Genomic DNA, 24,917 nt, shown 5'->3' on the forward strand with positions numbered 1-24,917 from the left:
GTTAGGTGGTCGGTGCCGGGGTTTAGACGCTCACCGGCTTCGGCATGACGATCGGCTTGACGCCGTAGCGAGGCGCACCGAAGCCGGCGCTGTTGCGCGCGGCCGAGGCCATTCCCGGTACGCCGGGGTAGAAGCCATTGGCGCTGGTAGCCGGTGCTGCCGAAGTCCAGCCGGAGCCGGCAAGTGCGCTCGGGCCAGTGCTCGACACGAGAGTGGCACCCGAGGCCCAGCTGGGCGGCGCTGACATGGCGCCGACCAGAGTTGACGTACCGACGCTGGCCGCGACTGGACCGCCGCCGCCGACCGCGCTGGTCAGCCCGCCCTCGATGGCCGCGCCCTCGATTGCCGCGTCGGCGGACAGTTCCGCGGGGACGCCGTAACCCTCAGGCATCAGGCCACCGCTGGTCAGACCGAGCATGTTCGACGAGGCCGAGGCGAAGTTACCGATCTCGTAGCTGCCGACGTTGGCCATGTTGCCCGACAGGCTGAATGGCTGGCCGCCGAAGCTGGTGACCGGGCCGCCGAGCAGCGTGGCGAGTTGGGTGATGGCCTCGTCGATCGTGGTCGGCGCCGCAGAAGGTGCAGCCGCCGCAGAGGACGCGCCGTCGGCCAACACCGCCGATGCCGCGTTGGCGGCCTCGGACTGCTCGTAAGTTCCGCTGCTCAGCCCGAGGGTCTGCACGAACTGCTCTTGGATCGTCTGTGCTTCGGCGGCGAACTGCTGGTAGAGCGCGCCATAAGCCGTGAAGATGCCGGACTGAATGATCGACACCTGGTCCGCGGCCGCCGGGGCAATGGCGGTCGTCGAGGCGGCGGCACCGGCATTCTGCGCTGCCAAGGCGCTGCCTATCGCGCTCAGCTGCGCCGCCGCAGCGGCCAGTTCTTGTGGCACTGCTGACAGAAACGACATTTTTGCTCCTTATATGTGGAAACCTGCTGGCCCCGGTCCCCGGGTCAGCCTGAGTGTTTGCATAACGGCCCCTGTGCGTTGGCGTAACGCTAACCAGCCATGGCTCAACAGTCCTTGCCGAACAGCGCCGGGTGACGGACGTTTACGGCGTCTTAACGCTGGCGCAAGCACTTTTAACAAGCTTCTGGCGGGCGACACGGATGTGTCATATGGTCCCAGGCGGACTGAATCCTCTTAGGGCGAGCGGCGCGCGATCATACTCAACTCATACGGGGAATGCACACCGGCGTAAATTCGAGGCCCGGGCGCCCCGAACTCGTTGTCAGCGCGCTAGATTCGCCGCCGGGCCCCCATAGCCCAATTGGCAGAGGCAGCGGACTTAAAATCCGCCAAGTGTCGGTTCGAGTCCGACTGGGGGCACTGAGAAGATGCTGGTAGAGGCTATTTCAAGCGGGCTGAACGGTTCGGCGAGGCTTCCCGTTGCGGTATCGACGTGGCGAGCGGCGGGCCGACGCGATGGCTATGGGGCCAATCTCCGGCGACATCTTCAAATGAAATTCAAAATCCGATGGCTCTACCAGCGGTTTCGGGTCCGGATTGACGGCGGCGACCAGCTGACACAGCTCATTCATAGACAAGCTACATAAGTTGGGAAACGTCGGGGGGCAATGTTCCAACGAGTTTTACAGAGGAAGTGGGGGACATGAATATTAAGCAACTTGCCGCATCAGCAACCCTCGCCGGTGCTCTTTGCGCAGCAGCATTAGGTATTGGCACGGGCGTGGCAAACGCCGATCCAGGAGGGCCCGGAGGTCCGGGTGGTGGCCATGGCGCGCCGCCCGCACCCGGCGGTGGCGGTAACCCGCCCGGCGCCCACGGGGCGCCGTCGCCCGGAAACAACATGGGTGGCCCTGGCGGTCCCGCTCCCCAGGGCCGCGGTGGACCCGGTGGTCCCGGAGGCGGGCCCCAAGACCGTGGCCCGGGCGGACCCGGTGGTCCCGGAGGCGGGCCCCAAGACCGTGGCCCAGGCGGACCCGGTGGTCCCGGCGGACCTGGCGGTCCCGGCTCACCGTGGCGCGGGGACGGCCAGCGTGGCTACTTCCACGGAGCCCCCTGGGGTGACGGGGCCGCGCCCTGGGGATACGGCGCGCCGCCGCGGCCAGTCTGGGGCGGACCGATCCCGGGACCTGGCGGCCCGTGGGTAGGTGGCCCGATCAACTACTACGGCTACCAGGAAACGCCGTACTGGAACCCCGGGTTCAACCAGTTTGGTTTCGACTTCTTCGGCGTCTGGATCCCGCTGTAAAGATGTGACGACTCCTCAACGTGGCGCCCGCTTGGCCTCTCGGCCGGGCGGGCGTTCGCGTGGGTTCAATTAAGGCATGTCGCTGTCGGGGTCCGGTGGCTATGGCAGCCCATTCAGCGGACGGTCGGCTTCAGCACTTCTTCACCGGGAGTTGCAGGTAGGAGGAGTTTGCGCCGCCGGTGTGTATGACGTGTTGCCCACTATTGGCGCCGGCGTACTCGCTGATCGCGGGCATCAGGGTTCCCAGGATGTTCCGGCCGCTGATGATGAAGCGGAGCTGTTCACCGGGGTGGAACGCGAGGCCGATCGGCAACAGGTCGATTTCGATGTCGACGATCTCGCCTGGTGAGAGCTTCTCGGTCCGGTCGAAGCTGTGCGCGGGAACGTCGTCGGTCGACAGCGCGCTGTCGAGGTGGCGAGCGGACACGCGCAACCGCCCGTCCGAGCCCTTATATCGCAGGATGCTGGCACCGTGATCGGTGAGGTCGTGAATGGTCGCGCTCTGGTTGGGCACGGTGAACTGCTGCAGGGGCGTGCCGTATGCATCGAGCTTTTGCACGAGCACGAACAGGTCCATGTCGTCGGCGCCTCGTGCTTCGACCCACAGATGTGCCTTCGGATAGCCGACCATGAGCGTCTCCTGGTCGAACCGCACGATGAACGACACTGCGTTCGGGTTCGATCCGACGTCATAGGCTGCCGTCGCTTCATCGGTCGGCGCATCGGTGGTCAACGTGCGTGAGATGCCGTCGAGGTAGTACCTCGTTGGCGTGACGCCTTCCGGAGGGAACTCATCCGCGGCGACGCCGACCTGATCGCCGCCCTCGAGGTCAAGGACCGAGTAGCGAACGCGGGGCGTCAGCTCCCACCCGTTGTCTTCGCCTTTGAGGTAGTGGTCGAAGAAGCGGCGCAGGTCCGCTCTGTTCGCCTCGTCGTAGTAGTCGGGCCATTCCTGGCTGTTATGGATGCGCAGCCACTTCTGCTCTGAAGCGATCCGTCGCCAGGCGTGAAACGTTCCCGCGGTGTGCAGGGCGTTCGAGTAGCTGGCCACCACGTAGGCCGGCACGGTGATTTTGTCAAAGTCGGGAATCTTGTTCTCCCACAACGTATTCATGAGCGGGTAACGTTCCGACTCCGAGATGATGTCCTCCTTTCGGTTGTTGCCGAAGAAGCTTCCGTCCTGAAGTTGCCGGGCGAACCCGGTGTCGGGCATGCCGCCGCGCATCACCAGATCGCGGTAGACATCGCTGACGCCCTCCCACGGGTTGATCGCCGCCAGGTGCGGAGGCTGTTCGGCGGCGGTGAACCACTGCGACACCGCCAGGTAGGAGGTTCCGCTCATTCCCACTTTGCCTGTGCACCAATGCTGTTCGGCCGGCCACTCGATCAGGTCATAACAGTCGCGACCTTCCTGGCGATCCCACAGCACGCTGTCGCCTTCGCAGTCGACCACACCGCGAATATCCGGATTGCAGATCGCGTAGCCCTGCGCGCACCAATATGCCGGGTCCGGACCTTCGAACTTCTCCAGGCCCGACACGATCCCGTTGTCCAGGCCGACCATGCCGAACACACCCATCACGCTGACGGAGGTGCCCTGCCCCTTGCCATACGGGCTCCATGCGACGATGACCGGCACCCTCTCGGCTCCTGCCGGCCGAAACACGTCGATGTAGATCGTCACACCGTCGCGCAACTCGACGGCGACGTCCTTCTCGAGCACGATGTCGACTGGCGCAGAACGGAACTGAGGAGCGATCTGAAAACCCGCCGCCAAAGTTCGCGTCCCTGGATCGAATCCGGTCAACAGGCCGGTCCTTGCCGGCGGCAGGGGGTCAGTCGACACGAACATCTTCTGGTCCTCGCTCATGGCCAACCCCTCATATCTCCCAGTTCTACCTGTCCGAGATGTTCGTCGTCGCAACTACCAACGGGCGGTGGGGTAGCGCCGCGTCCGTTGCGGGTGACACGCTGACACTGGGGGAAGATGGCACCGCTCATCGGCGCCATGCACGCGGCCAGTTGGACTACCTTCGTCCCGCGGACAAAGTGACCTGGCGCGAGGCAGAGAAGGGAGGCTTGTGTCGACCGCACGTTCTCGACTGCGCCTCTTCATCTTGGGTCTCGTCACGCTGCTGGCGGCGACGAACGCGCTGGCCCTGTGCGGGGAACGGGCTGCCGATCGTGGCGAGGCAATCCTCCAGCTGTGCACCGGGCTTGCGGCAATCGTGTGCGGCCTCAGGGTTGCGCGGCGGATGAGCGGCGTGTCGCGTTGGTGGCGACTGCTCTTTACCGCGGCGCTGGGGCTGTGGGTGTTTGGGCAGTCGCTGTGGTGGACCGGCAACACCGGGACGAATGGTGCCGCGCCCACCGCGGCAGTGGTTGCGTACCTGCTGCTGCCGGTGATCGCCCTTCCGGCGGTGATTCTGCTGGTGCGTTCGAGCGGCAACATATTTGGACGAGACGGACTGCTGTGGCGCCCCTCGATCACCAGTCTCATAGACGGATTGGTGGCCGGTCTGTCGTTTTTGGTCCTGGTGATTCTCGGTGGATTCGGTGCCGCCTCGTCGGCTTCACTGCCCCGGTCGGGTATCCCGGCCGTAGAGGTGGTGTTCGCGCTGGCCGAGTTAGGGATCGTGGCGGCAGTGGTCGTCATCGCGATGGTGTTCGAACTGGACCGCCCACAGCGGGCGAACTACCTGATCTTGGCCGGCGGCATCGTGCTGATGGCTACCTCGGACAGAGTCATCGCCTATTTCCAATCAGTCGGCTCCCCGGGCGGCGAGCACTGGGGCGGCGTCGGCTTGATCCTGGGTCCGGCGATGATCGCCGTTGCGATGCCTGCTGATCCGGCGCGGCCAGCGGACGACGAGCATCTCAGCCGCGGTATCGACTGGGCACACCTGATTCTGCCGTATATCGGATTTCTCGGGATCGCCGTGCTGTACGCCTTCCACGTCCTCGCCGGTCGGCGACTGGATGGATCTGCAGTCATCGTGACGGTGATCATGGTTCTGCTGGTGACCACTCGCCAAGGAATCGCGATGGTCGCGCAGCAACGGCTGACTCAACGCCTGTATGGCGCGCAACAGGGACTCGCGCACCAGGTGCATCATGATGCGCTGACGGGCCTGCCCAATCGGCTCCTGTTTGCCCGTCGTCTCGACGAAGCGAGGCGGGTGGGCGGATTCGTGCTGATATTCGTCGACCTCGACGACTTCAAAGAGATCAACGATCGGTTCGGGCATGCGGCCGGCGACGAACTGCTGTGCGCCGTGGGTGAGCGACTCAAGCGTTGCGTAACGGACACCGACACGCTGGCCCGGATCGGCGGCGACGAGTTCGCGATATTGATCCACGAAGAAGTGGAGGATCTCGAGACGGTGAGTGATCGTCTGCGAGTGGCGCTTCGAGATCCCTTCCCGCTGCATGGCTCCTCGGTGCGTGTCCGGGCCAGCATGGGTCTCGTCCTGCCGGGCGCCGAGGACGAACCTCAGACGTCCGATGACCTGCTGCGGCAAGCCGACATCTCGATGTACGCGGGCAAGCGGGTCGGCAAAGACACGGCGGTCATCTATCAACCGCTGACGGGCCACCGTGCAGACTTCCCGACGGCGTTGCGCAAGGCCGACGGCGGCGTACCCGCCGGATTCAGCTTGGTCTACCAGCCCATCGTGCGGCTTCCGGAGGGAACGCTGCTGGCCGTGGAGGCACTGGCCAGGTGGACGGCTCCCAACGGCATACACATCTCTCCCGAAACATTCGTGGTAGCCGCAGAGGCCGCCGGGCTTGGTGCTGCGCTGGATGCGATGGTGTTGGACCTGGCCTGTCGCGAAGTCGAGAACGCCGGGCTGAAGGTCGACATCCACGTCAACATCGGTGCGGCACGGCTGGGGAACACCGGTTTCGTCGAAAATGTAAAACGGACGTTGAACCGGCATCGAGTTGCGCCGGGCCGTCTCGTCCTGGAGATCACCGAGACGGTTCCGATTGTCGATCTCGCTGACGCGGCAGCTCAGATCGCTTTGCTGAATGAGACCGGCGTGCGGGTGGCGCTCGATGATTTCGGCGCGGGGTACAACTCGTTGACCTATCTGCACGCGCTGCCGGTGGACATCGTCAAGCTGGACCGCAGCTTGGCCGTTGGTGCGGATCCGGTGCGCGACCTAGCTCTTTACCGCACGGTCACCGGGCTCTGCGTCGAGCTGGGCTTCAACGTGATCGCCGAGGGTATCGAGTCGATCGCTCAGTTGGACATAGTCCGGGCCGCCGGATGCTGCCTCGCACAGGGAAACCTCTTCGGACGACCCGCGCCCGTCGGCGAAGTCGCAAAATTTGCCACCACCGCAGCGGAACCCGCGAATGTGACCGCCAGTCGCACACTCCGATGAGCAGCTGGCCGGGCCGGGCCCGGGGCGCGCGAAAAGGTGTGGAAAATCAGGGCCCGGGTATAAATGCGAGCGTATGGCTACCGCACGAACACAACCGGATCAGCGTGAACTCGATGGCATCCGGCAGATCGTAGATGCCGTCTCCGAAGCGTTTGCAGCCAAAATCGTCGGGCAGCACGACTTGCGCGAGTCGCTGCTGATCGGGCTGCTCGCCGGCGGTCACATCCTGCTCGAAAGCGTCCCGGGTTTGGCGAAAACCACCGCGGCGAATGTACTTGCCGAGTCGGTGCACGGCCGCTTTCAACGCATTCAGTGCACGCCGGACCTACTGCCCAGCGACATAATCGGCACCCAGATCTACGACTCGGCGACGAACTCGTTCGTGACCCAGCAGGGTCCGGTGCACGCCAACATCCTGCTGCTCGACGAGATCAACCGGTCGAGCGCGAAGACGCAGAGCGCGATGCTCGAGGCGATGGAGGAGCGGCAGACCACCATCGCCGGACAAGTGCACCCCATCGCCGAGCCATTCCTGGTCATCGCCACTCAGAATCCCGTTGACCAGGAAGGCACCTACCAGCTGTCCGAGGCCCAGACCGACCGCTTCCTGCTCAAGGAGATCGTGCGTTACCCCTCTCCGGAGGAAGAGGTGGAAGTGATGGCGCGGATCGACGCAGGCGTCTACAGCAAGGCACGACGCACTCCGCCCGTGGTCAGCCTCGACGACGTGCTGCGCCTGCAGGACGTGGTGCGCCACGTCTACATGGACCGTGCGCTGATGCTCTACGCCAGCCAGGTGGTCGACGTGACGCGCCACCCCGCGAAAGTCTTGCCAAAGCAGATCGCGCGCCTCGTCGAGTACGGCGCCAGCCCGCGGGCCACGATCGCGTTCTGCAAGGCGGCACGGGCTCGCGCCGTGTTGCACGGGCGGGCACACGTGCTCCCCGAGGACATCGCGAAGCTCGCGCACCGAGTGCTGCGGCACCGGCTCATCCTCGGATTCGAGGCGGCCAGCGCCGATATCACCCCCGAGATCGTGATCGACGCCGCGATGCGGGTCGTCAGGGTCCCCTGAGGGCCAGACGGTCACCTTGGGAAAACACCTCAACCGGGCGAAAGCGCACTTCGGTACCGACACCCGCGGCCTGCTGGAAGGCGGTCGCTACGCGCTGTCGCACACGCGCAGCATGGAGTTCGACGACCTACGCGAGTACGTTCCCGGCGACGACGTGCGCGACATTGACTGGAAGGCCTCCGCGCGTTCGGGCAGCGTGTTGATCAAACGGTTCGTCTCCGAGAAGCACCATAAAATCCTGCTCGTCGCTGACGCCGGCGCCAACATGTCGGCGCTGGCGCCGAGTGAGGAGTACAAGCGCGACGTCGCCGCGAACATCATGGGCGCGGTGGGCTTGATCGGCTTACGGCGGTCCGATCAGATCGGCATGGTCTATGGCGACCGCCGCGGTTCGGCGAACGTCCCTCAGCGGCGTGGCGAGTCGCACATCGAGGGACTGCTGCACCGCTGGTACCAGCACACCATCACCGAGCCAGGACCCAGCCAAATCACCGCCCAACTCAATTACGTCGCAACGCATTACCGGCACACCATGCTCATCATCGTGGTGTCCGACGAACCCGAAGTCGACGAAGGGCTCAGCCATGCGCTCACCAGATTGGCTGGGCGCCACGACATCATGTGGGCGATGGTGTCGGACATGCCGGCGCTGGGTCCCGACGGCACCGACGGATTCGACGTCGCCACAGGGCGTTTCGTCCTCAACGGAGCCGACCTTGGCCCGCGGGTCGTCGACGCGTACCGCCGTGCCGAGCACGCCCGTCGCGACCGTCTCGGCGCGTTCCTCACCAGTCACGCCATCCCCAACGCAACCATCGCCGGCAGCGACGACATCCGGCGCAAGCTCGTCGGCCTGACGGAGGGGGTCACCCGTGCCAGATGATCTGCTGCGCCACGTGTTTGGTCCGCAACCGTACTCGTCGTGGTGGCTGTGGTGGGCCGTACTACTGGTGGTTGCCGTCATTGGTTGGTATGCAGGCATCTTCGTGTGGACGCTGCCGTCGAGCCGGTTGCGGCGCATCCCTGTCGTGCGGCGACTGCACGCCCGGTTCATCCGCTACCGGTTCGCCCGGAGCGTGCAGGGCATCGCCGATGAGCACATTGCCGGACGGACGTCGGCTTCGGCGGCCTGTGCGGCGATCAGTCGAACGATACGCAGCTTCCTGCATCAGGCCACCGGCGTCAGAGCCCAGTACCTGCACATCGATGCTCTGAAAGTGGAAGGCGCCGGACACCTGGCCGCGGCCGTACCGCTGCTGGCCAGGCTCGGCGACGGACAGTTCAACGCCGAGGCGCGGGTCGACATAGTGGACGTCAGTGCCCAGGTGCAGGAGTTGATCCGCACGTGGACCTGAAATGGTGGCCGGTAGGGGCTATCGGATCGGCAAGCTTGGTCGCCGCCGTGGTGCTTGCGGCGTTGTTACCCATGAGCGCTGCCCGCACCCGGCTACGCCCGCTGGCCAACGTCGCACGGCTGACCCGGTTGCCCGAATACGTGAAAGTGGCTCGTTTGCGGGCGATTTCGACGATAGTGACCCTGGTGGTGCTGACGATCATGTTCGGCGCGGCAACCTGGGCAGCGGCCCGTCCGATCGAGATCGACAAAGTGTCCGACGCCGCTCACCCCGAGGACATCATGCTGTGTGTCGGGCAATCGGTGACCGATGCGACGACGGCTGAACTGCTCGACTACTTCGCGCGGCAGGCCAGTGATGCCGATCAGGCCACTGCGGCTTACCAGAGCCAGCGCATCGGTTTGACCTCGGTTAACCGCCGTCTGGTGCCGTTGACGCGCGACCATCAGTATGCGGCGGCGCGATTCGGCGACTACGCCCGCACGCGTGCGGCGTCGTCAGAGTCCTTCGCCCCCACGGTGCCTTACACCGACTACGTCGCGAGCGTGAATGACACTCTGGCCCTGTGTATCTCAGGGTTCCCCTTGTTCGAGCAACCCAGCACCCGCCGACGTTCGGTGATCTATCTGGGGCCCTCGAATTTCGGTGATGACGGGGAGCTTCGTGCCGTGCTATTCGATGCCGGTGGGGTGCGGGACCTGGCCCAACGGGCTGCCATTCAACTCAATGTGGTCGACACCGCCCCGTCACCGGCGAGTGGTTCCCTGCTCGCGCTGACCGAGCAGACCGACGGCCGTTACCTGGTACCGGGACCCGGATCAATGGTCGCGGGGCTCAACGAGATTCGGGCGAACACTCCACCGGCGCGCCGTGCCGACGGTACGGTCGTGGCAGCGGACTTCCAGGATGCGCCGGTGATGCCGTTGGCGCTGGCGTTGGTGTCGGCCGCGGTGCTCTGCGTGGCCCTGCTGATGTTGCGCCGATGACGTTCCAGCCCGTACTGCCTTGGGCGATTCTCGCCGTCGTTATCGGCGCACTTGTCCTCGCGCGTCTGGTGGCGCTGCGGCAGGTGCTTCAGTCAGCGGGACGTCGACGGGCACTCGCGGTACTGCGGTGGAGTGGTGTGACTCTGGCAGTACTACTGGTCACTGCTGCGGCTACCAGACCGGCCCTGCGCGACGACGAACCTCGAAGGCGCACAACAGCAGCGGCCGGTGAAAATCTCAACGTGTTCTTGATCGTCGATCGGTCGGTCAACTCGGGTGTGACGGACTACGGCACCGGCCAACCACGGATCGCGGGTATGCGCGACGACATAGCAGCGTTGATAAAGCAGTACCCGGCGGCCCGGTATGCGCTCGTCGACTTCGCATCGCGGGCCGCGCTGGATTGGCCGTTGTCCGAGGACGTATGGAGTTTGCGCCCGACCGTCGCTGCACTGAGACCCTACTCCGACGCGGGAGTCGACGTCGATGCCGCCGCGGCCGCAAACGTGCTGCGCTATCAGCTTATCGAGGCGACGCAGCAATATCCGGGTTCGCGGAATGTGGTGCTGTACTTCGGTTCCGGCGCACCGGGTTCGCGCGCGCCGCAAGGCGACTTCGAGCTCACGCAGAGTGCGGTGGCCAGTGGAGCGGTGTTGGGCTACGGAAGCGCCGGTGCGATCGACGAAGCCGAATTGCGCAAAATCGCCGGACAACTCGGCGTGACGTACCTGCACCGGGTGGCCGCTCAGCCCTTTCACCCTGACCTGCCTGACGCGCCGGACGGCACCGGAATCCGAGTGGAGGCGATCCCGCGGATTGAGCTTTACTGGCTGCCCGCTCTGCTCGCCGCGGGCCTCCTGCTCGCCGAGATCTACCGTTCCGTCCGCGAAATTCGACGCGGCCGCCTAGCTCGACGGGACCTGGCACTATGACCCGCTCACCAGTGCGGCTGCGACTGCGAAGACGGCTGCTGATCTACTCGGCCCCACTGACTATTGTTCTGCTGCTGGTCGCCGGCAAACTGCTATCACTTGTCGTGGTGGGGAATTCAGCAGTCTCCGCTTTTGCAGGAGGCGACGGCAACAGGGTTCGCGAGGATGCAGCGGTCCTCGGCTTGGGCAACGTGGTGGAACCGGCCAAGGCGCCGTTTGCCGCGGGCGCTGCCGCGGTGCTGGGCGGCAGGCTCGACGACGCCGACAGCCAGTTCACCGCCGCGCTTGCCCGCACCGACGCCGCCAGCTCCTGCCTGGTCCGAGTCAACCTCGAACTGGTCCGCGAAACCCAAGGTGACCGGGCAGCGGCGGCAGGTGACCGGGCCCGCGCCGGGGAACGGTATGCAAGCGCGCTCGGCGTTGTGGGTGATGCGCCGCAAGCCTGCTTTTCAGGAAACACCGATCCAAACCAGGAGCGGCACGCTATCCGAGACGACGCCGCAACTCGGTTGGCCAATAAGACGACCGCGCTGACTGCCCCGCCGCCCGCGGTGCCACTACCCCCGCCGCCGGTGGCAGTGCTGCTTCCACCTCCGCCGCCACCGCCCCCCGTCGTGACGCGCGACGGTCGGGAGATCCCACCTCGTCGGCTCGAGCCGGGCGCGGGTGATCCACTCGGCAAGTTGCTACAGCTACTGCAGGACGCGGCAGACGCCGCGCCGCCGGGATAGACGCGCCGCCGCCATAGGCTCGTCGACGTGACCGGACTCCTCGGGCCGCCGTGCCCATGCGGCAGCGGAATTGTTCATCGGGCGTGCTGCGGGCCCTTGCTGCACGGTGAACGCCAGGCGCGATCGGCCGAGGAGTTGATGCGCTCGCGGTACACGGCGTTCGCCTACGCAGACGCCGACTATCTTTTTCGCACCTGGCACCCGCGCAGCAGACCGGTCGATGTGACTGTCGACCCGGCCGTCACCTGGACCGGGCTGGAGGTGATCGACACCGTCGCGGGCGGCCCGGACGACGATCGCGGCGAGGTTGAGTTCACCGCCCACTTCCAGTCCGCGGGTCGCGCGGGCAGCATGCACGAGCGCAGCAGCTTCGAGCGGCGCGCCGGCCAATGGTTCTATCTGGACGCCCTGCCGAAGGGCTGAGCCGACGTTTGCGGGAGGGCGGATCTGGTAACCATCAAAACACTGTTTCGCAAAGTGGCCAATCCGTACGATGATGCAAACGTTGTGAGTTTGATTGGCAAAACCTTGGGGGTTTCCATGCACATGAAGCACCTCGCCCGGGTGGGTCTATCAGCACTGGCAATCAGTGCTGCCTCCGGCATCTTCGCTGCTCCGGCGGCATACGCCGACAACAGCACAGTGGTATTCGAGGCACTGGGGTCGGGACAGGCGTTGACCATCGACACCGACCCGGCCATCGATCGCGTCTACAACGCCACGCTGCCGTGGAGTCGGACCGTCCAGGCCGGCCCCGACGTCACGATGTTCCAGGTCGTGGTGGTCGGCAATGGCGCAACCCCGCCCGGCTGTCGCATCTCGATCAATGGCCACGTGGTGGCCGAGCAGCCGGTCGGCGGCTCGGCGCACTGCATCTTCACGCGCTAGCGCCGATCGCAAGCCAGGCCCGTGGCGATCGCAAGCGCGGCGGAGCCGGGCGCAGCGGGTCGGCGCCATTGGGCTAGCGCCGATCGCAAGCGTGACCTGAACAGCAAAAAATGCACGCGGCGGGCGGAAAATTTGCTGTGATGTACGGGTAGCTGCACCGCGATTCGGGAGCACCATGTACAACTACCCGCCACCCGGCTATCCGCCACCCCCTGGATACCCGCCGTATGGATACCCCGCTCCCCGACGCAGGCGTTGGTGGCCATGGGTGCTCGGGGGAGTGGCGGTCTTCGTCGTCATGGTGATCGGCGTGTCCGTGCTCGTCTTCGTCGCCCGGGACTCCCAGCCCGGCAGCACCGAGATCACCTATCAGGTCGAGGGCTCCGGCGATTCCGTGGACATCAGCTACACGGGACAAAAGGACACTGAGCAGGCCAATCACGTGTCGCTGCCGTGGACCAAAACGGTGACGATCGGCCCGACGGTTGTGTTCGTCTCGTTGATGGTGACCAGCCTTGAGTCCGACGCCACCATCAGCTGCCGGATCCTGGCGAACGACAAGCAGATCGCTCAAAGCGGCCCGACCCAGCTGATCGCCAGCTGCTTCGGGTCATCCGGAAACAAGTGGGCGCCCGGGTAGGAAACCGCCCGCACCGCAACGCGATCTCGCCCAGCCATAGACTGACCCGTTGTGGGCATGCTCTTTGGCTTTGCACCGTGGATCGTTTATTGGGTCCTTGTCGGTAACGTGCCGTTCGCCACCGCAGTGTCCATCGCTTTGCTGATGGCAATCGCGGTCTACGCCATCGGACGCGCTGCCGGCAAGCCCGGCCGAACTCTCGAAGTCGGTGCCGTCGCAACCTTCGTGGTGCTGGCCGTCTTGACGTTCGTTCTCAACGAGTCCTTCATGGCGCGCTGGATACAGCCGCTCAGCAACGCCGGCATATTCTTGGTTGCACTGGTCGGCGTTCTGATCGGTAAGCCATTCGTGCGCGAGATCGCCGCCGCCGAGCAACCCCCTGATGTGATCAAGACCGAGTTGTTCAACCGGGTCACCACCCGGCTGACCTGGATCTGGGTGGCCGCGTTCGGCGGCATGACGCTGTCCTCGGCCATCCCGCCGATCGTGCAAGGCAACTCGACGATCCTGGACACCAAGACCCCGCTGTCCTTCGTTTGCTACTGGGTCATTCCGTTCTCGCTGCTGGGCGCAGCGGCGCTGATATCGCGGGTGCTGCCCGAGCGGATGCTCGCAGGGATCGACGATGTCGCCCGGGAGACTTCGTTCGTGGCCTACGATGAGGCGACTATCGATGAGCTGTACTACCTTGCCCAGGAGCACGCCAATCGCGAAGTGGGTCCCGGTAAAGAGGCCTACAACGTCAAGGTCGGAGGCATGGGAACGCCGCTGACCGGCGACGAGTCCCGTAAATCATGGCCCTCGACCTACAAGGTGCGAGACAAGAAGCAGTAGTGCGCTCGTCTGTCGTACATCAACCCTTTAACTTGTGCTGTTAGGCAATGCAAATGGCGAATAAAGCGAGATCGGTGACCGTGATCGCGACGGTGCTAGTCACCGTTGCGGCCTGCGCATCGAGCGCGTCGCCGTCGATGCCGACTTCCTCGAAAGCCGAGTTCAACACGGCGACCGGGAAGCCGCTCACCATCAAGCCGGACCAGATGTTGGCGGCTACCGGCGGTATCACGCCGGTAGCGTTCGGCAAGCCCAGTCACGGCAAGATCACCTACGGCGACAACGGGTCGATGGTTTACACGCCGGACGCCGGTTTCACCGGCACCGACGAACTCAACGTCACCGTCAGCCGCGCCGTCAAGTTGTATGCCGAGGATCATTTGCCGCTGGCCACCATGGGCGGCGTGGTGATCAAGGCCAGCGCACACGGGTCGGCGATCGCGGCCGTGCCCGGCAGTACCGACGAGATCTACGGCATCACCGACCGTGGCCCCAACGTCGACGGACGAGCCCCGAACGAGAAGGTGCTTCCCCTTCCCGAGTTCCACCCTCATATCGCCAAGCTGAAGCTCGCCAACGGTATTGCCACCGTGGAGCGGACCATCACCTTGGAGGGCACCGAGGGCACCCCGCTGGTGGGGTTGGTCGATCCGCACGCCAGTGGTGGCGAGACGATGGTCGACCTCAACGGCACGCCGCTGCCGCCCTCCGATTACGGCCTCGACCCGGAGGGTTTGGTCGCCCGGACCGAGGGCACCTTCTGGGTCTCCGACGAGTACGGCCCCTACATCATCTATTTCGACGCCAACGGCAAAGAGCTGGAACGCCTTTCGCCTTATGACGGCTCCCTGCCCCGAGAGCTCTCGTTGCGCACCCCGAATCAGGGACTGGAGGGGTTGACCATCACCCCGGACGGCAACACCTTGGTGGCGATCATGCAGTCCGCCCTGCAGACGCCTGGTCTGCAAGGTGCGGCCAAGTCCGTTCCCATCACCCGCATCGTGACCATCAACCTGATTGACCGCAGGATTGTGCACGAGTATCTGTACCCGCTGGCCAACCCGCAGGAATCAAACGTCGGAGTATCGGAGATCTTCGCGCTGAGCGCCACCCAGTTCCTGATCGACGAACGAGACGGCAAGACCGCACCGAACGGCAACAAGAAGATCTATCTGGCCGACGTCGCCCCGGCCACCGATGTCGGCCCGGCTTCGACCGTGCCCGGCGCGACCTACGATGCCGATGCGGGTGGCCTGCTGATCAACAAGATGCCGATCGAGACCTTGGTCGGAGTCACCACGGACGCCGACGCAACTGCCAAGCTCAAGGCCGCGGGCATCACGGTAGCCAACAAGTCACTCAAACTCGACCTCGGCGAGTTGGTGCGTACGTTGTCGCCCAAGGGCGACTTCTTCGGACACGACAAGATCGAAGGCCTCATCTCCCCGGACGGCGGAAACACGCTAATCCTGGCCAACGACAGCGACTTCGGACTTGCCGGGCTGGCTGACGGCCCCGGTCCGGCCAACCCGCCGTTCCGGCTCAAGCCCAAGACGCTGCCCAACGGAACTCAGGACAACGGCGAGATACTTTCCGTCGATACCACTGCGTTGCCCGCCAAGACGGAATCGGTGAAGGTCCCGGTCAAAGTCGGCTGAACGCGGTCAGGCGCTCGGCCGCAACCGAAAGACCCTGATCTGGCGCGGCGCGCACTTGGCTCGGTAGCTCTCGTAGCCGGCGTAGAAATCGTTGGCGTCGGTCCAGGCCTTGGCGCGGGCGTCGCCGGCCAGTAGTTCGGCGCGGTAGTGCTTGGGCGGGCCCCTGAACTCGACAATGCATTCGGGGTCTGCCAGCAGGTTTGCACTCCACGCCGGATGGTTCGGCCGCCCGTAGTTCGATCCGATCGCCAACAGACCGTCGCCGTCGTCAATCAATGCCAGCGGATGCGTACGGGGCCGTCCGGACTTGGCGCCGGTTGAGGTGACAAGACCAACCGAGTCAAGGCCGGCCGAACTCAGCCTCCCCTTCGTCCGCGGGATCAACACCTTGTCGATGCGTGGCGCGAGATGGAGCAGGAACTGGTAGCCGACCGGAGACATCACCGCGCGCTCGACGAGCGCTTCGTCGACACGCAGTCGTCGTCCCCGAATCGGGCTGTCCCGGAGAAATGGCACGGGCTAGACAGTACTCGCGTGAGTGGCAAGCTGGGAGGAGTGAAATCCCCCAACTCAGATGCCATTCGCGCCGAGACGATCACCATCACCGGTCACGGAGGTGACGAGATCGAGGCCTACCGAGCGATGCCTCTCGCGGAGGGCTCCCGCGGAAGCGTCGTCTGGATCCACCACATGCCCGGATATGACCGTGAGACAAAGGAATTCGTTCGCCGTTTGGCGGTGAGCGGCTATCACACGGTGGCGCCGAATCTCTATTCCCGGGAAGCGCCGGGCGCAGATCCCGATGATGCGGCCGCGGCGGCACGCGCCGCCGGCGGAGTGCCGGACGAACGGTTAATCGGCGATGTCGCCGGGGCCGTCGCGCACCTACGCGAATTGCCCGGTGCTAACGGAAAATTCGGCGTGATCGGACACTGCTCGGGTGGGCGGCACGCCTACCTGGCCGCCTGTTCGCTGCCGTTCGATGCCGCGGTCGACTGCTATGGCGCGTTCATCGTCGAGGATCCGCCGGAGGGGATGCCCAAGGCTATGAAACCCATCCTCGGCCTGGCGCCGAACCTCGGTTGCCCCATGCTGGGTCTGTTCGGCGCACAGGACCGATTCCCGGCGCCGGACGGGGTGGCCGCATTGGACGCCGAACTGACCCGGCTGGGCAAGCCACACGAGTTCCATTCCTACGACGGTGCGGGACACAGCTTCTTCTCCGTTGACCGGCCGGCGTACCGCCCGGAAGCGGCCGTCGACGGCTGGCGTCGTATCGACGATTTCTTCAGCGCTCACCTGAAAGGCTAGGTCTGACAACCAATGTGCACCTATCTCACCGAACATGTCCAGATCGATGGCAGCGGCAAAGGGGCTACCGGTTGGTTCGGCGCCGACCGCGCGACGGTGTACGTCGACCACCCGGTCCACGCGCCCTACGGGCACACCGTCAACATCGACGTCATCAACCCGGATCTCGGGCCGGCCGCGCGCGTCGCTTTGGAACTCACCGAGGAAAGTGCGCTGGCTCTGGCCGACGCGATCCGCAACGCGATTGCCCACGCGCCCGTTGGCCTCGCGTCCCGCGACCAGTAAAGGCGAATCATGACCACCGACCACGACTATCCCCAAATGGCTGCTGCGCGTGGACGAATCGAGCCGGCACCTCGTCGCGTCCGCGGCTATCTCGGCCATGAGTTGGTCTTTGACACCACAGCGGCGCGATACGTGTGGGAGTTGCCTTACTACCCGCAGTACTACGTGCCGCTGGCCGATGTGCGCGCCGATTTCCTGCGCGACGAGGATCACCCGCAGAAGGTTCAGTTGGGGCCGTCGCGGTTGCATTCCCTGGTCGGCGCCGGCCAGACCCATCCGTCGGCGGCGCGGGTGTTCGATGCAGGCGGTGAGAGTCCCGTCGCGGGTTTGGTGCGCTTCAACTGGGATCCGTTGCGGTGGTTCGAAGAGGACGAGCCGATCTACGGCCATCCGCGCAATCCGTATTCGCGGGTTGATGCGCTGCGCTCGCACCGCCATGTGCGGGTAGAGCTGGACGGTGTCGTGCTTGCCGAGACCCGGTCTCCGGTGCTGCTGTTCGAAACCGGTTTGCCCACCAGGTACTACATCGACCCGGCGGACATCGCTTTCGAGCACCTGGAACCCACTCCCACACAGACGCTGTGCCCCTATAAGGGAGTGACGTCGGGTTACTGGTCGGTGCGGACCGGCGAAACGCTGCATCCGGACCTGGCGTGGAGCTACCACTACCCCTTGCCTGCCGTCGCTGCGATCGCCGGGTTGGTCGCCTTCTACAACGAGAAACTCGACATCATCGTCGACGGTGCCGCGCTGGCCCGCCCGCGCACGCAGTTCAGCAGTTGACGGCTCGGTCGCCGGCCCGGTTTCGGATTCGTAAATTTCCCCCCATTTCGGCGCGTCGTAGCGGCGAAGCGGGGAATTCGCGGGGGCGCGACACGCGTCAGCAAAGGAATGTGATGTTCCCCTCGTTCTGTTGAAAAATGTAAGAATTTCTTATCCAGCGGACGCTGAAGCTGGGCGGAGGTCATTAGCTGAAATGATCATAATGACTGGTAAAAGCAACCATGAAAGTTGCCGATGAGATGGGCTGGTAGCCTTGGTTTTGCGCATCCTGAGTGCAATATAAGCGCGCAGCGTGACGTAGGTAACAACGGCTAAATTGAATTATTTTTAGCCGGAATTTTGCGGCTAAACTGAACGCGAAACGTAGTCGAAACAGCCCTTTTGGTGCTGCTATGTGCTTTACCGGATGTCAGTTTTCCATGAAGTTCCGCAATATCTGGCACCCAGTCCGGACGAGCCCGACGAAGACAGCGAAGGCGGTTCCAGCATGAGCCTCATGAGCAAAGTGACCGGCCGGGATGTTGCAGTCCTTGAGTCCCCAGAGGTCAGCGACTCACAGGCAACGCCTGCTGACCCGGTCGCGGTCCAGATTCGCGTCAACAAGGGGCCGATCAGCGGCATCGTGGCAAGCCCCGATGGCCGCCGCTTGCTGGTCACGAACTATGGCGGCAACAGCATCTCGATCATCGACACCGACATCTGCCGCGTGGTGGGCACCATCGCCGACGTCGACGAACCGTTCGCCATCGCCATGGGTGAGGCTGCGACACACCGCGCCTATGTGACAGCGGTGTCGCCGGCCTACGACTCGATCCAGGTCCTCGACCTGACCACCAACACGGTGGTCGCGACCCACCCGCTCGCGCTCAGCGTGAGCGACATGACGGCCAGCGCCGACGGCAAGCGGGTCTACGCGAGCCGAAACGGCGCCCGCGGCGCTGACATCGCGGTGCTGGACACCACGACGGACCGCGTCGAGGTCATCGACATCTCTACGACCGCCGGCACCACGACCGAGTGCGTGCGCGTCAGTCCCGACGGCCGCCGCGTGTACGTCGGCGTCAACGGGCCGTCCGGCGGCAAGCTGATTGTGGTCGACACCGGCATCGCGGCCGAGGAAGACGCCAACGCCGGGCGCTCGCGCTGGCGCCGGCAGAACGCCAAGACCCCGGCCAAGGCGCCGGCGAAGTCGAGGGCGAAGGGAACGCAGAAGGCCGCGAAGGAGAACGCCAAGCCCGGCCTGCGGATCGTCGAGACCATCGACATCGATCTGGACGTCCGCGATGTTGCCATCAGCCCCAACGGCGCCCTGGTGTACGTCGCCAGCAGCGGTCCCAAGTTCGCGGTGATCGACGTGTTCGACACCCGCACCAACAAGATCACCAGCACCCGCAAGATCGCCGAGTTCAGCGGTCTGCTCACCCGGCTGACAATCAGCGGCAACGGCGAGCGGGCCTACCTGGTCAGCGACGAAAGCGTCACCATGTTGTGCACGCTCACCCAGGACGTCATCGACACCGTCAGCGTGGCGACTCAACCGTCATGCGTGGTCGAAAGCCCCGATGGCACACAGCTCTACATCGCCGACTACTCCGGCGCTGTGACGGTGGCGCCGATCGAGGCGAACGTCGAATCGGGCGAGCCGCGGGCAATCGAAGCCAAGCGTTCGGTGGACCTGTTCGTTCCCGACCTGCTGCAGTACGACGCCGCGCTGGTCTGACCCCCGGGTTCGGGTGCGGGTCGACGTTTCTACTGACCCGGTGCGGCGATAGCATTCGCCCAACGGGACATGAGGCGGTGCAGCGCCGGGGACGTGTGAGGCGGCACATCGATGTACGGCACGATGCAGGAATTTCCGCTGACGATTGCCGCGATCATGCGGCACGGCTGCGGTGTCCACGGGGCGCGTGAAGCCATCACTGCCACCGGTGATGGCTACCGGCGCACCACCTACCGCAAGGTTGGTCAACAAGCCGCCCAACTGGCAAATGCATTGCGCCGCCTCGGTGTCACCGGCGATCAGCGGGTCGCCACGTTCATGTGGAACAACTCCGAGCACCTTGCGGCCTACCTCGCCGTTCCCTCGATGGGCGCAGTGCTGCACACGCTCAACATCCGACTGTTCCCCGAGCAAATGGCCTTTGTGGCCAACGAAGCCGAAGACCAGGTCGTGCTCGTTGACCAGTCATTGGCCACCGTGCTGGGGCCGGTGCTGTCCGAACTCGACACCGTGCACACCGTGGTCGCGGTGGGCGAGGGCGATGTCAGCGCACTGGAAGATGCGGGCAAGACGGTGGTGCGTTTCAACGATCTGATCGACGGCGAGTCGACCGAATTCGATTGGCCCGCCGTCGATGAGAACTCCGCCGCCGCGATGTGTTACACCAGCGGCACCACCGGAAACCCCAAAGGTGTTGTCTACACGCATCGTTCGAGCTACCTGCACACCATGGCGGCATGTACGGCCAATGGCATCGGGATCGGGTCCAGCGATCGGGTGCTACCCATCGTGCCGATGTTTCACGCCAACGGGTGGGGTCTGCCGTACGCGGCGCTGATGGCGGGCGCCGATCTGGTATTACCCGATCGCCACCTCAACGCGCCGGCGCTCATCGACATGGTGGAGACGCAGCGGCCCACGCTGGCCGGCGCGGTGCCGACCATTTGGAACGACGTCATGCATCACCTGGAAAAGAACCCGGGGCACGACATGTCCTCGCTGCGGATGGTCGTCTGCGGGGGTTCGGCCGTTCCGGTGTCGCTGATGCGCACCTTCGAGGACAAACACGACGTCCAGATTCGGCAACTGTGGGGAATGACGGAGACATCCCCGCTCGCGACCATGGCCTGGCCGCCGCCGGGAACTCCCGAGGACCAGCACTGGGCATACCGCGGAACCCAGGGCCAACCGGTGTGCGGCGTCGAAACACGCATCGTCGACGACGAAGGTGCGGTGTTGCCCAATGACGGCGTGGCAGTCGGCGAGGTGGAAGTTCGCGGGCCGTGGATCACCGGTTCGTACTACCGGGGCCACGACGAGTCCAAGTTCGACTCCGGATGGTTGCGCACCGGCGATGTGGGCCGCATCGACGAACGGGGCTTCGTCACCTTGACCGACCGCGCCAAGGACGTCATCAAGTCCGGTGGGGAATGGATTTCCTCGGTCGAGTTGGAGAACTGCCTGATCGGCCACCCCGATGTGCTCGAGGCGGCCGTCGTCGGCGTACCCGACGAGCGTTGGCAGGAACGGCCACTCGCCGTCGTCGTCGCCCGCGAAGGCGCCGATGTCACCGCCGCCGAACTGCGAAAATTCCTGGCGGACAAGGTGGTTCGTTGGTGGCTGCCGGAACGGTGGGCATTTGCCGACGAGATCCCGCGCACCAGCGTCGGCAAGTACGACAAGAAGGGCATCCGATCCCGCTACGCCGACGGTGAATACGATGTCGTTGAGGCATCCGGATAAGCACGCGCAATAAGCGTGAGGAGGCGAGCGGTATGAGCTTGCGGGTCGTGCAGTGGGCAACCGGAGGGGTCGGCGTCGCCGCGATCAAGGGCGTGCTGGAACACCCCGAACTCGAACTCGTCGGGTGCTGGGTGCATTCCGACGCCAAGGCAGGCAAGGACGTCGGCGACATCATCGGCACGGAACCGTTGGGTGTGATAACCACCAACAGCATCGATGACGTGCTCGCACTGGACGCCGACGCGGTGATCTACGCGCCGTTGTTGCCTAGCGTCGACGAGGTCGCCGCCCTGCTGCACTCAGGTAAAAACGTTGTCTCGCCGCTCGGTTGGTTCTACCCGACCGAGAAGGAGGCCGCGCCGCTCGAGGTCGCCGCACAAGCCGGCAACGCGACGTTGCACGGCGCAGGCATCGGGCCTGGGGCGGCCACCGAACTGTTCCCGCTGTTGCTTTCGGTGATGTCGACCGGCGTGACTTTTGTTCGCGCCGAAGAGTTTTCCGATCTGCGCACCTATGGCGCGCCCGATGTGCTGCGCTATGTGATGGGCTTCGGCGGCACCCCGGACAGCGCGCTGACCGGGCCCATGCAGAAATTGTTGAATGGCGGCTTCTTCCAGTCGGTGCGGTTGTGCGTCGACAAGTTGGGCTTCGCCGCCGACCCCGAGATCCGTCCTTCCCAAGAGGTGGCAGTCGCGACGGCACCGATCGACTCGCCGATCGGCGTGATCGAGCCCGGACAGGTCGCGGGACGTCGTTTCCACTGGGAGGCATTCGTCGGCGACACTCCCGTCGTATTGATCACCGTCAATTGGTTGATGGGTGAAGAAAACCTCGATCCGCCTTGGTCTTTCGGGCCGGCGGGGGAGCGCTACGAGGTCGAGATCAAAGGAAACCCGGATACCTTCGTCACCATCAAGGGGTGGCAGCCCGAAAGCGTCCAGGCGGGATTGGAAAGCAACCCCGGCATCGTGGCCACGGCGGCGCACTGCGTCAACGCGGTTCCTGCGACCTGCGCCGCCCCGGCGGGCATCCAGGGATTCTTCGACCTGCCCCTCATCACCGGTCGGGCGGCGCCCCGGCTGTCCCGATAATCCGCGCGAAAGGACCCACATGGCAAAGCCCGTCGTCGTCGAGCAGTCCCGAGCGATACCCGTTTCGGTCGAGGACGCTTTCACCGGCACCATGCCTATTTCGCTGCCGGCGATCTTCTCGCAGTGGTACGGGGTCTTGCCGCCGATCAAGGCGGTACGCGACCAAACCGGCGACTGGGATGCGGCCGGTCAGACCCGCACCGTGCTCATGGTCGGCGGCGGCCGGGTCCGCGAACTGCTGACCAGCGTCGACGCACCGCGATCCTTCGAATACACGCTCTCAGACATCAGCGGCCCGTTGGCGGCGCTGGTCACCTCAGTCGACGGGAGATGGTCGTTCGTTCCGGCCGGCACCGGGACCAAGGTGACCTGGCAATGGGCCCTGCATCCCAAGTCATCCACCGTGGCTCCCGTGCTGCCGGTGCTGGGCAAGATGTGGAAGGGCTACGCCCGGGTGGCACTGGAGAAGTTGTCGGCGCAACTGGTGGGCTGATCTGTAACACCGCCTCGGTACTGTCTGGGCCATGTGTCGACTTTTTGGCCTGCACGCCGGGACAGAAGTGGTTACCGCGACGTTCTGGCTGTTGGACGCCCCCGACAGCCTCGCCGAGCAGAGCCGCAAGAATCCCGATGGCACCGGTCTGGGCGTGTTCGACGAGCATGGACGACCGCAGCTGCACAAAGAGCCCATAGCTGCCTGGCAGGACGCGGAATTCGCCACCGATGCCCACCGGCTCGATGGCACCACATTCATCGCGCACGTCCGGTACGCGACGACGGGATCGCTGGATGTCCGCAACACCCACCCGTTCTTGCAAGACGGCAGGATCTTCGCGCACAACGGCATGATCGAGGGTCTCGACCTCGTGGACGAACGGCTTCGTGAACTCGGCGCCAAAGACCTCGTGCTGGGCCAGACGGACTCGGAGCGGATTTTTGCCCTGATCACCGCCGGTATCCGCGCCCAAAATGGAGATGTGACAACAGGTTTGGTGGACGCCGTCAGCTGGCTGGCCGCGAATGTGCCGGTCTACGCCGTGAACATCCTGCTGTGCATGGGTACGCAGATGTGGGCATTGCGGTATCCGGAGACCCATCAGCTGTTCATGCTGGATCGACGCATCGACGGGGAGCCCGATTTCAACTTGTCCACCAAGAGGATTCATGCGCAGAGCGAGTCGCTGACCGAGAGATCGTCGGTGGTGTTCGCGACCGAACCGATGGACGACGATCCCAGATGGTGTCTGCTCGACCCGGGCGAACTCGTCTACGTGGACACAAACCTCGAAATCAGCCGCACTCTGGTCCTTCCCGACCCGCCGCGGCAACTGGTCCGCAGAGACGACCTCAGCCAACCGGTCTTCCGCGCCCAGCACGCCCTGCCCGGCACCAGGCAGCTGCCCTGATGAGTAGTAGACGAGCGCTCGTCCTGGCCGGTGGCGGAATTGCCGGAATCGCTTGGGAGACAGGAATTCTGCGCGGAATTGCCGACGAGTCGCCGGCGACGGCCCGGTTGTTGCTGGAATCCGACGTGCTGGTCGGTACTTCGGCCGGTTCGACGGTGGCAGCACAGATCAGCAGCGATTGCCCACTGGACGTGTTGTTCGACCGGCAGCTCGCCGAGGAATCCGCCGAGATCGATTCCGGCGTCGATATCGAAACCATCACCGAGCTCTTCCTGGATGCGCTACGTGAGCCACGCACGGCGGATTACGACAAGACCAAGGGGCGACTGCAACGCATCGGTTCGGTGGCACTGGCTACCGAGACCGTGTCCGAGGCCGTTCGTCGCGAGGTGATCGCCCAGCGCCTGCCGGCACACGAGTGGCCGGACCGAGTGCTACGAGTCACCGCGGTCGACACCGCGACCGGCGATTTCGTGGTGTTCGACCCGACGTCGGGCGTGAGCCTCGTCGACGCTGTCGCCGCCAGTTGCGCGGTGCCGGGCGCCTGGCCGCCGGTGACGATCGGCGGTCGGCGCTACATGGACGGCGGCGTCAACGGCACCGTCAACGTCGAGGTGGCCAATGACTGCGACACGGTGGTGGTACTGGTTCCCGCCGGTGCAGACACCCCGTCGCCGTTCGGCCCGGGGCCGGCCGCCGAGATCGATGCGTTCCCGGGGCGGTCGCTGGGGGTGTTCGCCGACGAGGAGTCGTTGGCCGCGTTTGGCGCCAACCCGCTGGACCCACGGTGTCGGTTCGCTTCGGCGAAGGCCGGCCGCGCACAGGGCCGCCGGGAGGCCGAGGCGATCGCGCGATTCTTCGGCGGCTGACCG

The 24,917-nt window shown here is 64.8% G+C and carries 25 protein-coding genes and 1 tRNA gene; 23 read left to right on the plus strand and 3 right to left on the minus strand.

Annotated elements, in window-relative coordinates; translation table 11 throughout:
- Positions 1 to 22: 22 nt before the first annotated feature.
- Positions 23 to 910, minus strand: a complete 888-nt coding sequence (locus tag ACZY1I_RS09405; RefSeq protein WP_463754078.1) for a PPE family protein, SVP subgroup — start codon at positions 908 to 910, stop codon at positions 23 to 25.
- Positions 911 to 1,256: 346 nt separating this feature from the next.
- Between ACZY1I_RS09405 and ACZY1I_RS09410 the strand changes: the two genes are divergently transcribed.
- A tRNA-Leu gene (locus ACZY1I_RS09410) sits at positions 1,257 to 1,330 on the plus strand.
- Between the two features lie 283 nt (positions 1,331 to 1,613).
- A complete protein-coding gene (locus tag ACZY1I_RS09415) occupies positions 1,614 to 2,216 on the plus strand; it encodes a chitin-binding protein (RefSeq protein ID WP_463754079.1) in 603 nt (200 codons plus the stop codon).
- Between the two features lie 130 nt (positions 2,217 to 2,346).
- Here ACZY1I_RS09415 and ACZY1I_RS09420 read toward each other — a convergent pair whose 3' ends face one another.
- On the minus strand, positions 2,347 to 4,086 hold the full coding sequence (locus ACZY1I_RS09420) for a CocE/NonD family hydrolase (protein ID WP_463754080.1): 1,740 nt from the start codon (positions 4,084 to 4,086) through the stop codon (positions 2,347 to 2,349).
- A gap of 211 nt (positions 4,087 to 4,297) precedes the next feature.
- Between ACZY1I_RS09420 and ACZY1I_RS09425 the strand changes: the two genes are divergently transcribed.
- The 12 genes from ACZY1I_RS09425 to ACZY1I_RS09480 all read left to right on the plus strand — a co-directional run bounded on the left by ACZY1I_RS09425 (position 4,298) and on the right by ACZY1I_RS09480 (position 15,706).
- Positions 4,298 to 6,607 carry a putative bifunctional diguanylate cyclase/phosphodiesterase gene (locus tag ACZY1I_RS09425; protein WP_463754081.1) on the plus strand — a complete coding sequence of 770 codons (2,310 nt, stop codon included), beginning with the start codon at positions 4,298 to 4,300 and terminating at the stop codon, positions 6,605 to 6,607.
- A gap of 73 nt (positions 6,608 to 6,680) precedes the next feature.
- On the plus strand, positions 6,681 to 7,682 hold the full coding sequence (locus tag ACZY1I_RS09430; protein WP_463754082.1) for an AAA family ATPase: 1,002 nt from the start codon (positions 6,681 to 6,683) through the stop codon (positions 7,680 to 7,682).
- Between the two features lie 16 nt (positions 7,683 to 7,698).
- The gene (locus tag ACZY1I_RS09435; protein ID WP_463754083.1) at positions 7,699 to 8,565 is read left to right on the plus strand and encodes a DUF58 domain-containing protein; all 867 of its coding nucleotides are present in this window, start codon (positions 7,699 to 7,701) and stop codon (positions 8,563 to 8,565) included.
- The gene (locus ACZY1I_RS09440; protein ID WP_463754084.1) at positions 8,555 to 9,037 is read left to right on the plus strand and encodes a hypothetical protein; all 483 of its coding nucleotides are present in this window, start codon (positions 8,555 to 8,557) and stop codon (positions 9,035 to 9,037) included. The genes ACZY1I_RS09435 and ACZY1I_RS09440 overlap by 11 nt, the downstream gene beginning before the upstream one ends.
- Entirely contained in the window at positions 9,028 to 10,023 is a 996-nt protein-coding gene (locus tag ACZY1I_RS09445) for a hypothetical protein (RefSeq protein ID WP_463754085.1), read from the plus strand. The genes ACZY1I_RS09440 and ACZY1I_RS09445 overlap by 10 nt, the downstream gene beginning before the upstream one ends.
- A complete protein-coding gene (locus ACZY1I_RS09450) occupies positions 10,020 to 10,955 on the plus strand; it encodes a hypothetical protein (RefSeq protein WP_463754086.1) in 936 nt (311 codons plus the stop codon). Before ACZY1I_RS09445 ends, ACZY1I_RS09450 begins: the two co-directional genes overlap by 4 nt.
- Positions 10,952 to 11,686 carry a hypothetical protein gene (locus ACZY1I_RS09455; protein WP_463754087.1) on the plus strand — a complete coding sequence of 245 codons (735 nt, stop codon included), beginning with the start codon at positions 10,952 to 10,954 and terminating at the stop codon, positions 11,684 to 11,686. The genes ACZY1I_RS09450 and ACZY1I_RS09455 overlap by 4 nt, the downstream gene beginning before the upstream one ends.
- Positions 11,687 to 11,713: 27 nt before the next feature.
- Complete coding sequence (locus tag ACZY1I_RS09460) at positions 11,714 to 12,109, plus strand: YchJ family protein (RefSeq protein WP_463754088.1); 396 nt, start codon at positions 11,714 to 11,716, stop codon at positions 12,107 to 12,109.
- A 123-nt stretch (positions 12,110 to 12,232) separates the two neighbouring features.
- Positions 12,233 to 12,574 carry an MmpS family transport accessory protein gene (locus ACZY1I_RS09465; RefSeq protein ID WP_463754089.1) on the plus strand — a complete coding sequence of 114 codons (342 nt, stop codon included), beginning with the start codon at positions 12,233 to 12,235 and terminating at the stop codon, positions 12,572 to 12,574.
- 268 nt (positions 12,575 to 12,842) lie between these two features.
- On the plus strand, positions 12,843 to 13,214 hold the full coding sequence (locus ACZY1I_RS09470; protein WP_463754090.1) for an MmpS family transport accessory protein: 372 nt from the start codon (positions 12,843 to 12,845) through the stop codon (positions 13,212 to 13,214).
- 51 nt (positions 13,215 to 13,265) lie between these two features.
- Positions 13,266 to 14,048: a hypothetical protein gene (locus tag ACZY1I_RS09475; RefSeq protein ID WP_463754091.1), complete on the plus strand. Its 783-nt coding sequence runs from the start codon at positions 13,266 to 13,268 to the stop codon at positions 14,046 to 14,048.
- A gap of 53 nt (positions 14,049 to 14,101) precedes the next feature.
- On the plus strand, positions 14,102 to 15,706 hold the full coding sequence (locus tag ACZY1I_RS09480) for an esterase-like activity of phytase family protein (protein ID WP_463754092.1): 1,605 nt from the start codon (positions 14,102 to 14,104) through the stop codon (positions 15,704 to 15,706).
- Positions 15,707 to 15,712: 6 nt separating this feature from the next.
- On the opposite strand, the gene ACZY1I_RS09485 is transcribed toward ACZY1I_RS09480, so the two are convergent.
- Positions 15,713 to 16,222 (minus strand): nitroreductase family deazaflavin-dependent oxidoreductase, encoded by a 510-nt coding sequence (locus tag ACZY1I_RS09485; protein ID WP_463754093.1) that lies wholly within the window; start codon positions 16,220 to 16,222, stop codon positions 15,713 to 15,715.
- A gap of 18 nt (positions 16,223 to 16,240) precedes the next feature.
- Here ACZY1I_RS09485 and ACZY1I_RS09490 point away from each other — a divergent pair, with 18 nt between their 5' ends.
- From ACZY1I_RS09490 to ACZY1I_RS09530, 9 genes are all read left to right on the plus strand, one after another.
- A complete protein-coding gene (locus ACZY1I_RS09490) occupies positions 16,241 to 17,017 on the plus strand; it encodes a dienelactone hydrolase family protein (protein ID WP_463754094.1) in 777 nt (258 codons plus the stop codon).
- 12 nt (positions 17,018 to 17,029) lie between these two features.
- Positions 17,030 to 17,302, plus strand: coding sequence for a DUF6295 family protein (locus ACZY1I_RS09495; protein ID WP_463754095.1), 273 nt, complete (start codon positions 17,030 to 17,032; stop codon positions 17,300 to 17,302).
- Between the two features lie 9 nt (positions 17,303 to 17,311).
- Complete coding sequence (locus tag ACZY1I_RS09500) at positions 17,312 to 18,085, plus strand: DUF427 domain-containing protein (protein ID WP_463754096.1); 774 nt, start codon at positions 17,312 to 17,314, stop codon at positions 18,083 to 18,085.
- A gap of 496 nt (positions 18,086 to 18,581) precedes the next feature.
- Positions 18,582 to 19,805: a YncE family protein gene (locus ACZY1I_RS09505; RefSeq protein ID WP_463754359.1), complete on the plus strand. Its 1,224-nt coding sequence runs from the start codon at positions 18,582 to 18,584 to the stop codon at positions 19,803 to 19,805.
- 111 nt (positions 19,806 to 19,916) lie between these two features.
- The gene (locus ACZY1I_RS09510; protein WP_463754097.1) at positions 19,917 to 21,548 is read left to right on the plus strand and encodes a long-chain fatty acid--CoA ligase; all 1,632 of its coding nucleotides are present in this window, start codon (positions 19,917 to 19,919) and stop codon (positions 21,546 to 21,548) included.
- Between the two features lie 32 nt (positions 21,549 to 21,580).
- Positions 21,581 to 22,639 carry an NAD(P)H-dependent amine dehydrogenase family protein gene (locus ACZY1I_RS09515; protein WP_463754098.1) on the plus strand — a complete coding sequence of 353 codons (1,059 nt, stop codon included), beginning with the start codon at positions 21,581 to 21,583 and terminating at the stop codon, positions 22,637 to 22,639.
- Between the two features lie 19 nt (positions 22,640 to 22,658).
- Positions 22,659 to 23,132, plus strand: a complete 474-nt coding sequence (locus ACZY1I_RS09520; protein ID WP_463754099.1) for an SRPBCC family protein — start codon at positions 22,659 to 22,661, stop codon at positions 23,130 to 23,132.
- A gap of 31 nt (positions 23,133 to 23,163) precedes the next feature.
- Positions 23,164 to 24,045 carry a class II glutamine amidotransferase gene (locus ACZY1I_RS09525; protein WP_463754100.1) on the plus strand — a complete coding sequence of 294 codons (882 nt, stop codon included), beginning with the start codon at positions 23,164 to 23,166 and terminating at the stop codon, positions 24,043 to 24,045.
- Positions 24,045 to 24,914: a patatin-like phospholipase family protein gene (locus ACZY1I_RS09530; RefSeq protein ID WP_463754101.1), complete on the plus strand. Its 870-nt coding sequence runs from the start codon at positions 24,045 to 24,047 to the stop codon at positions 24,912 to 24,914. The genes ACZY1I_RS09525 and ACZY1I_RS09530 overlap by 1 nt, the downstream gene beginning before the upstream one ends.
- Positions 24,915 to 24,917: the final 3 nt, after the last annotated feature.

The organism is Mycobacterium sp. IDUB_37, assembly GCF_055419245.1.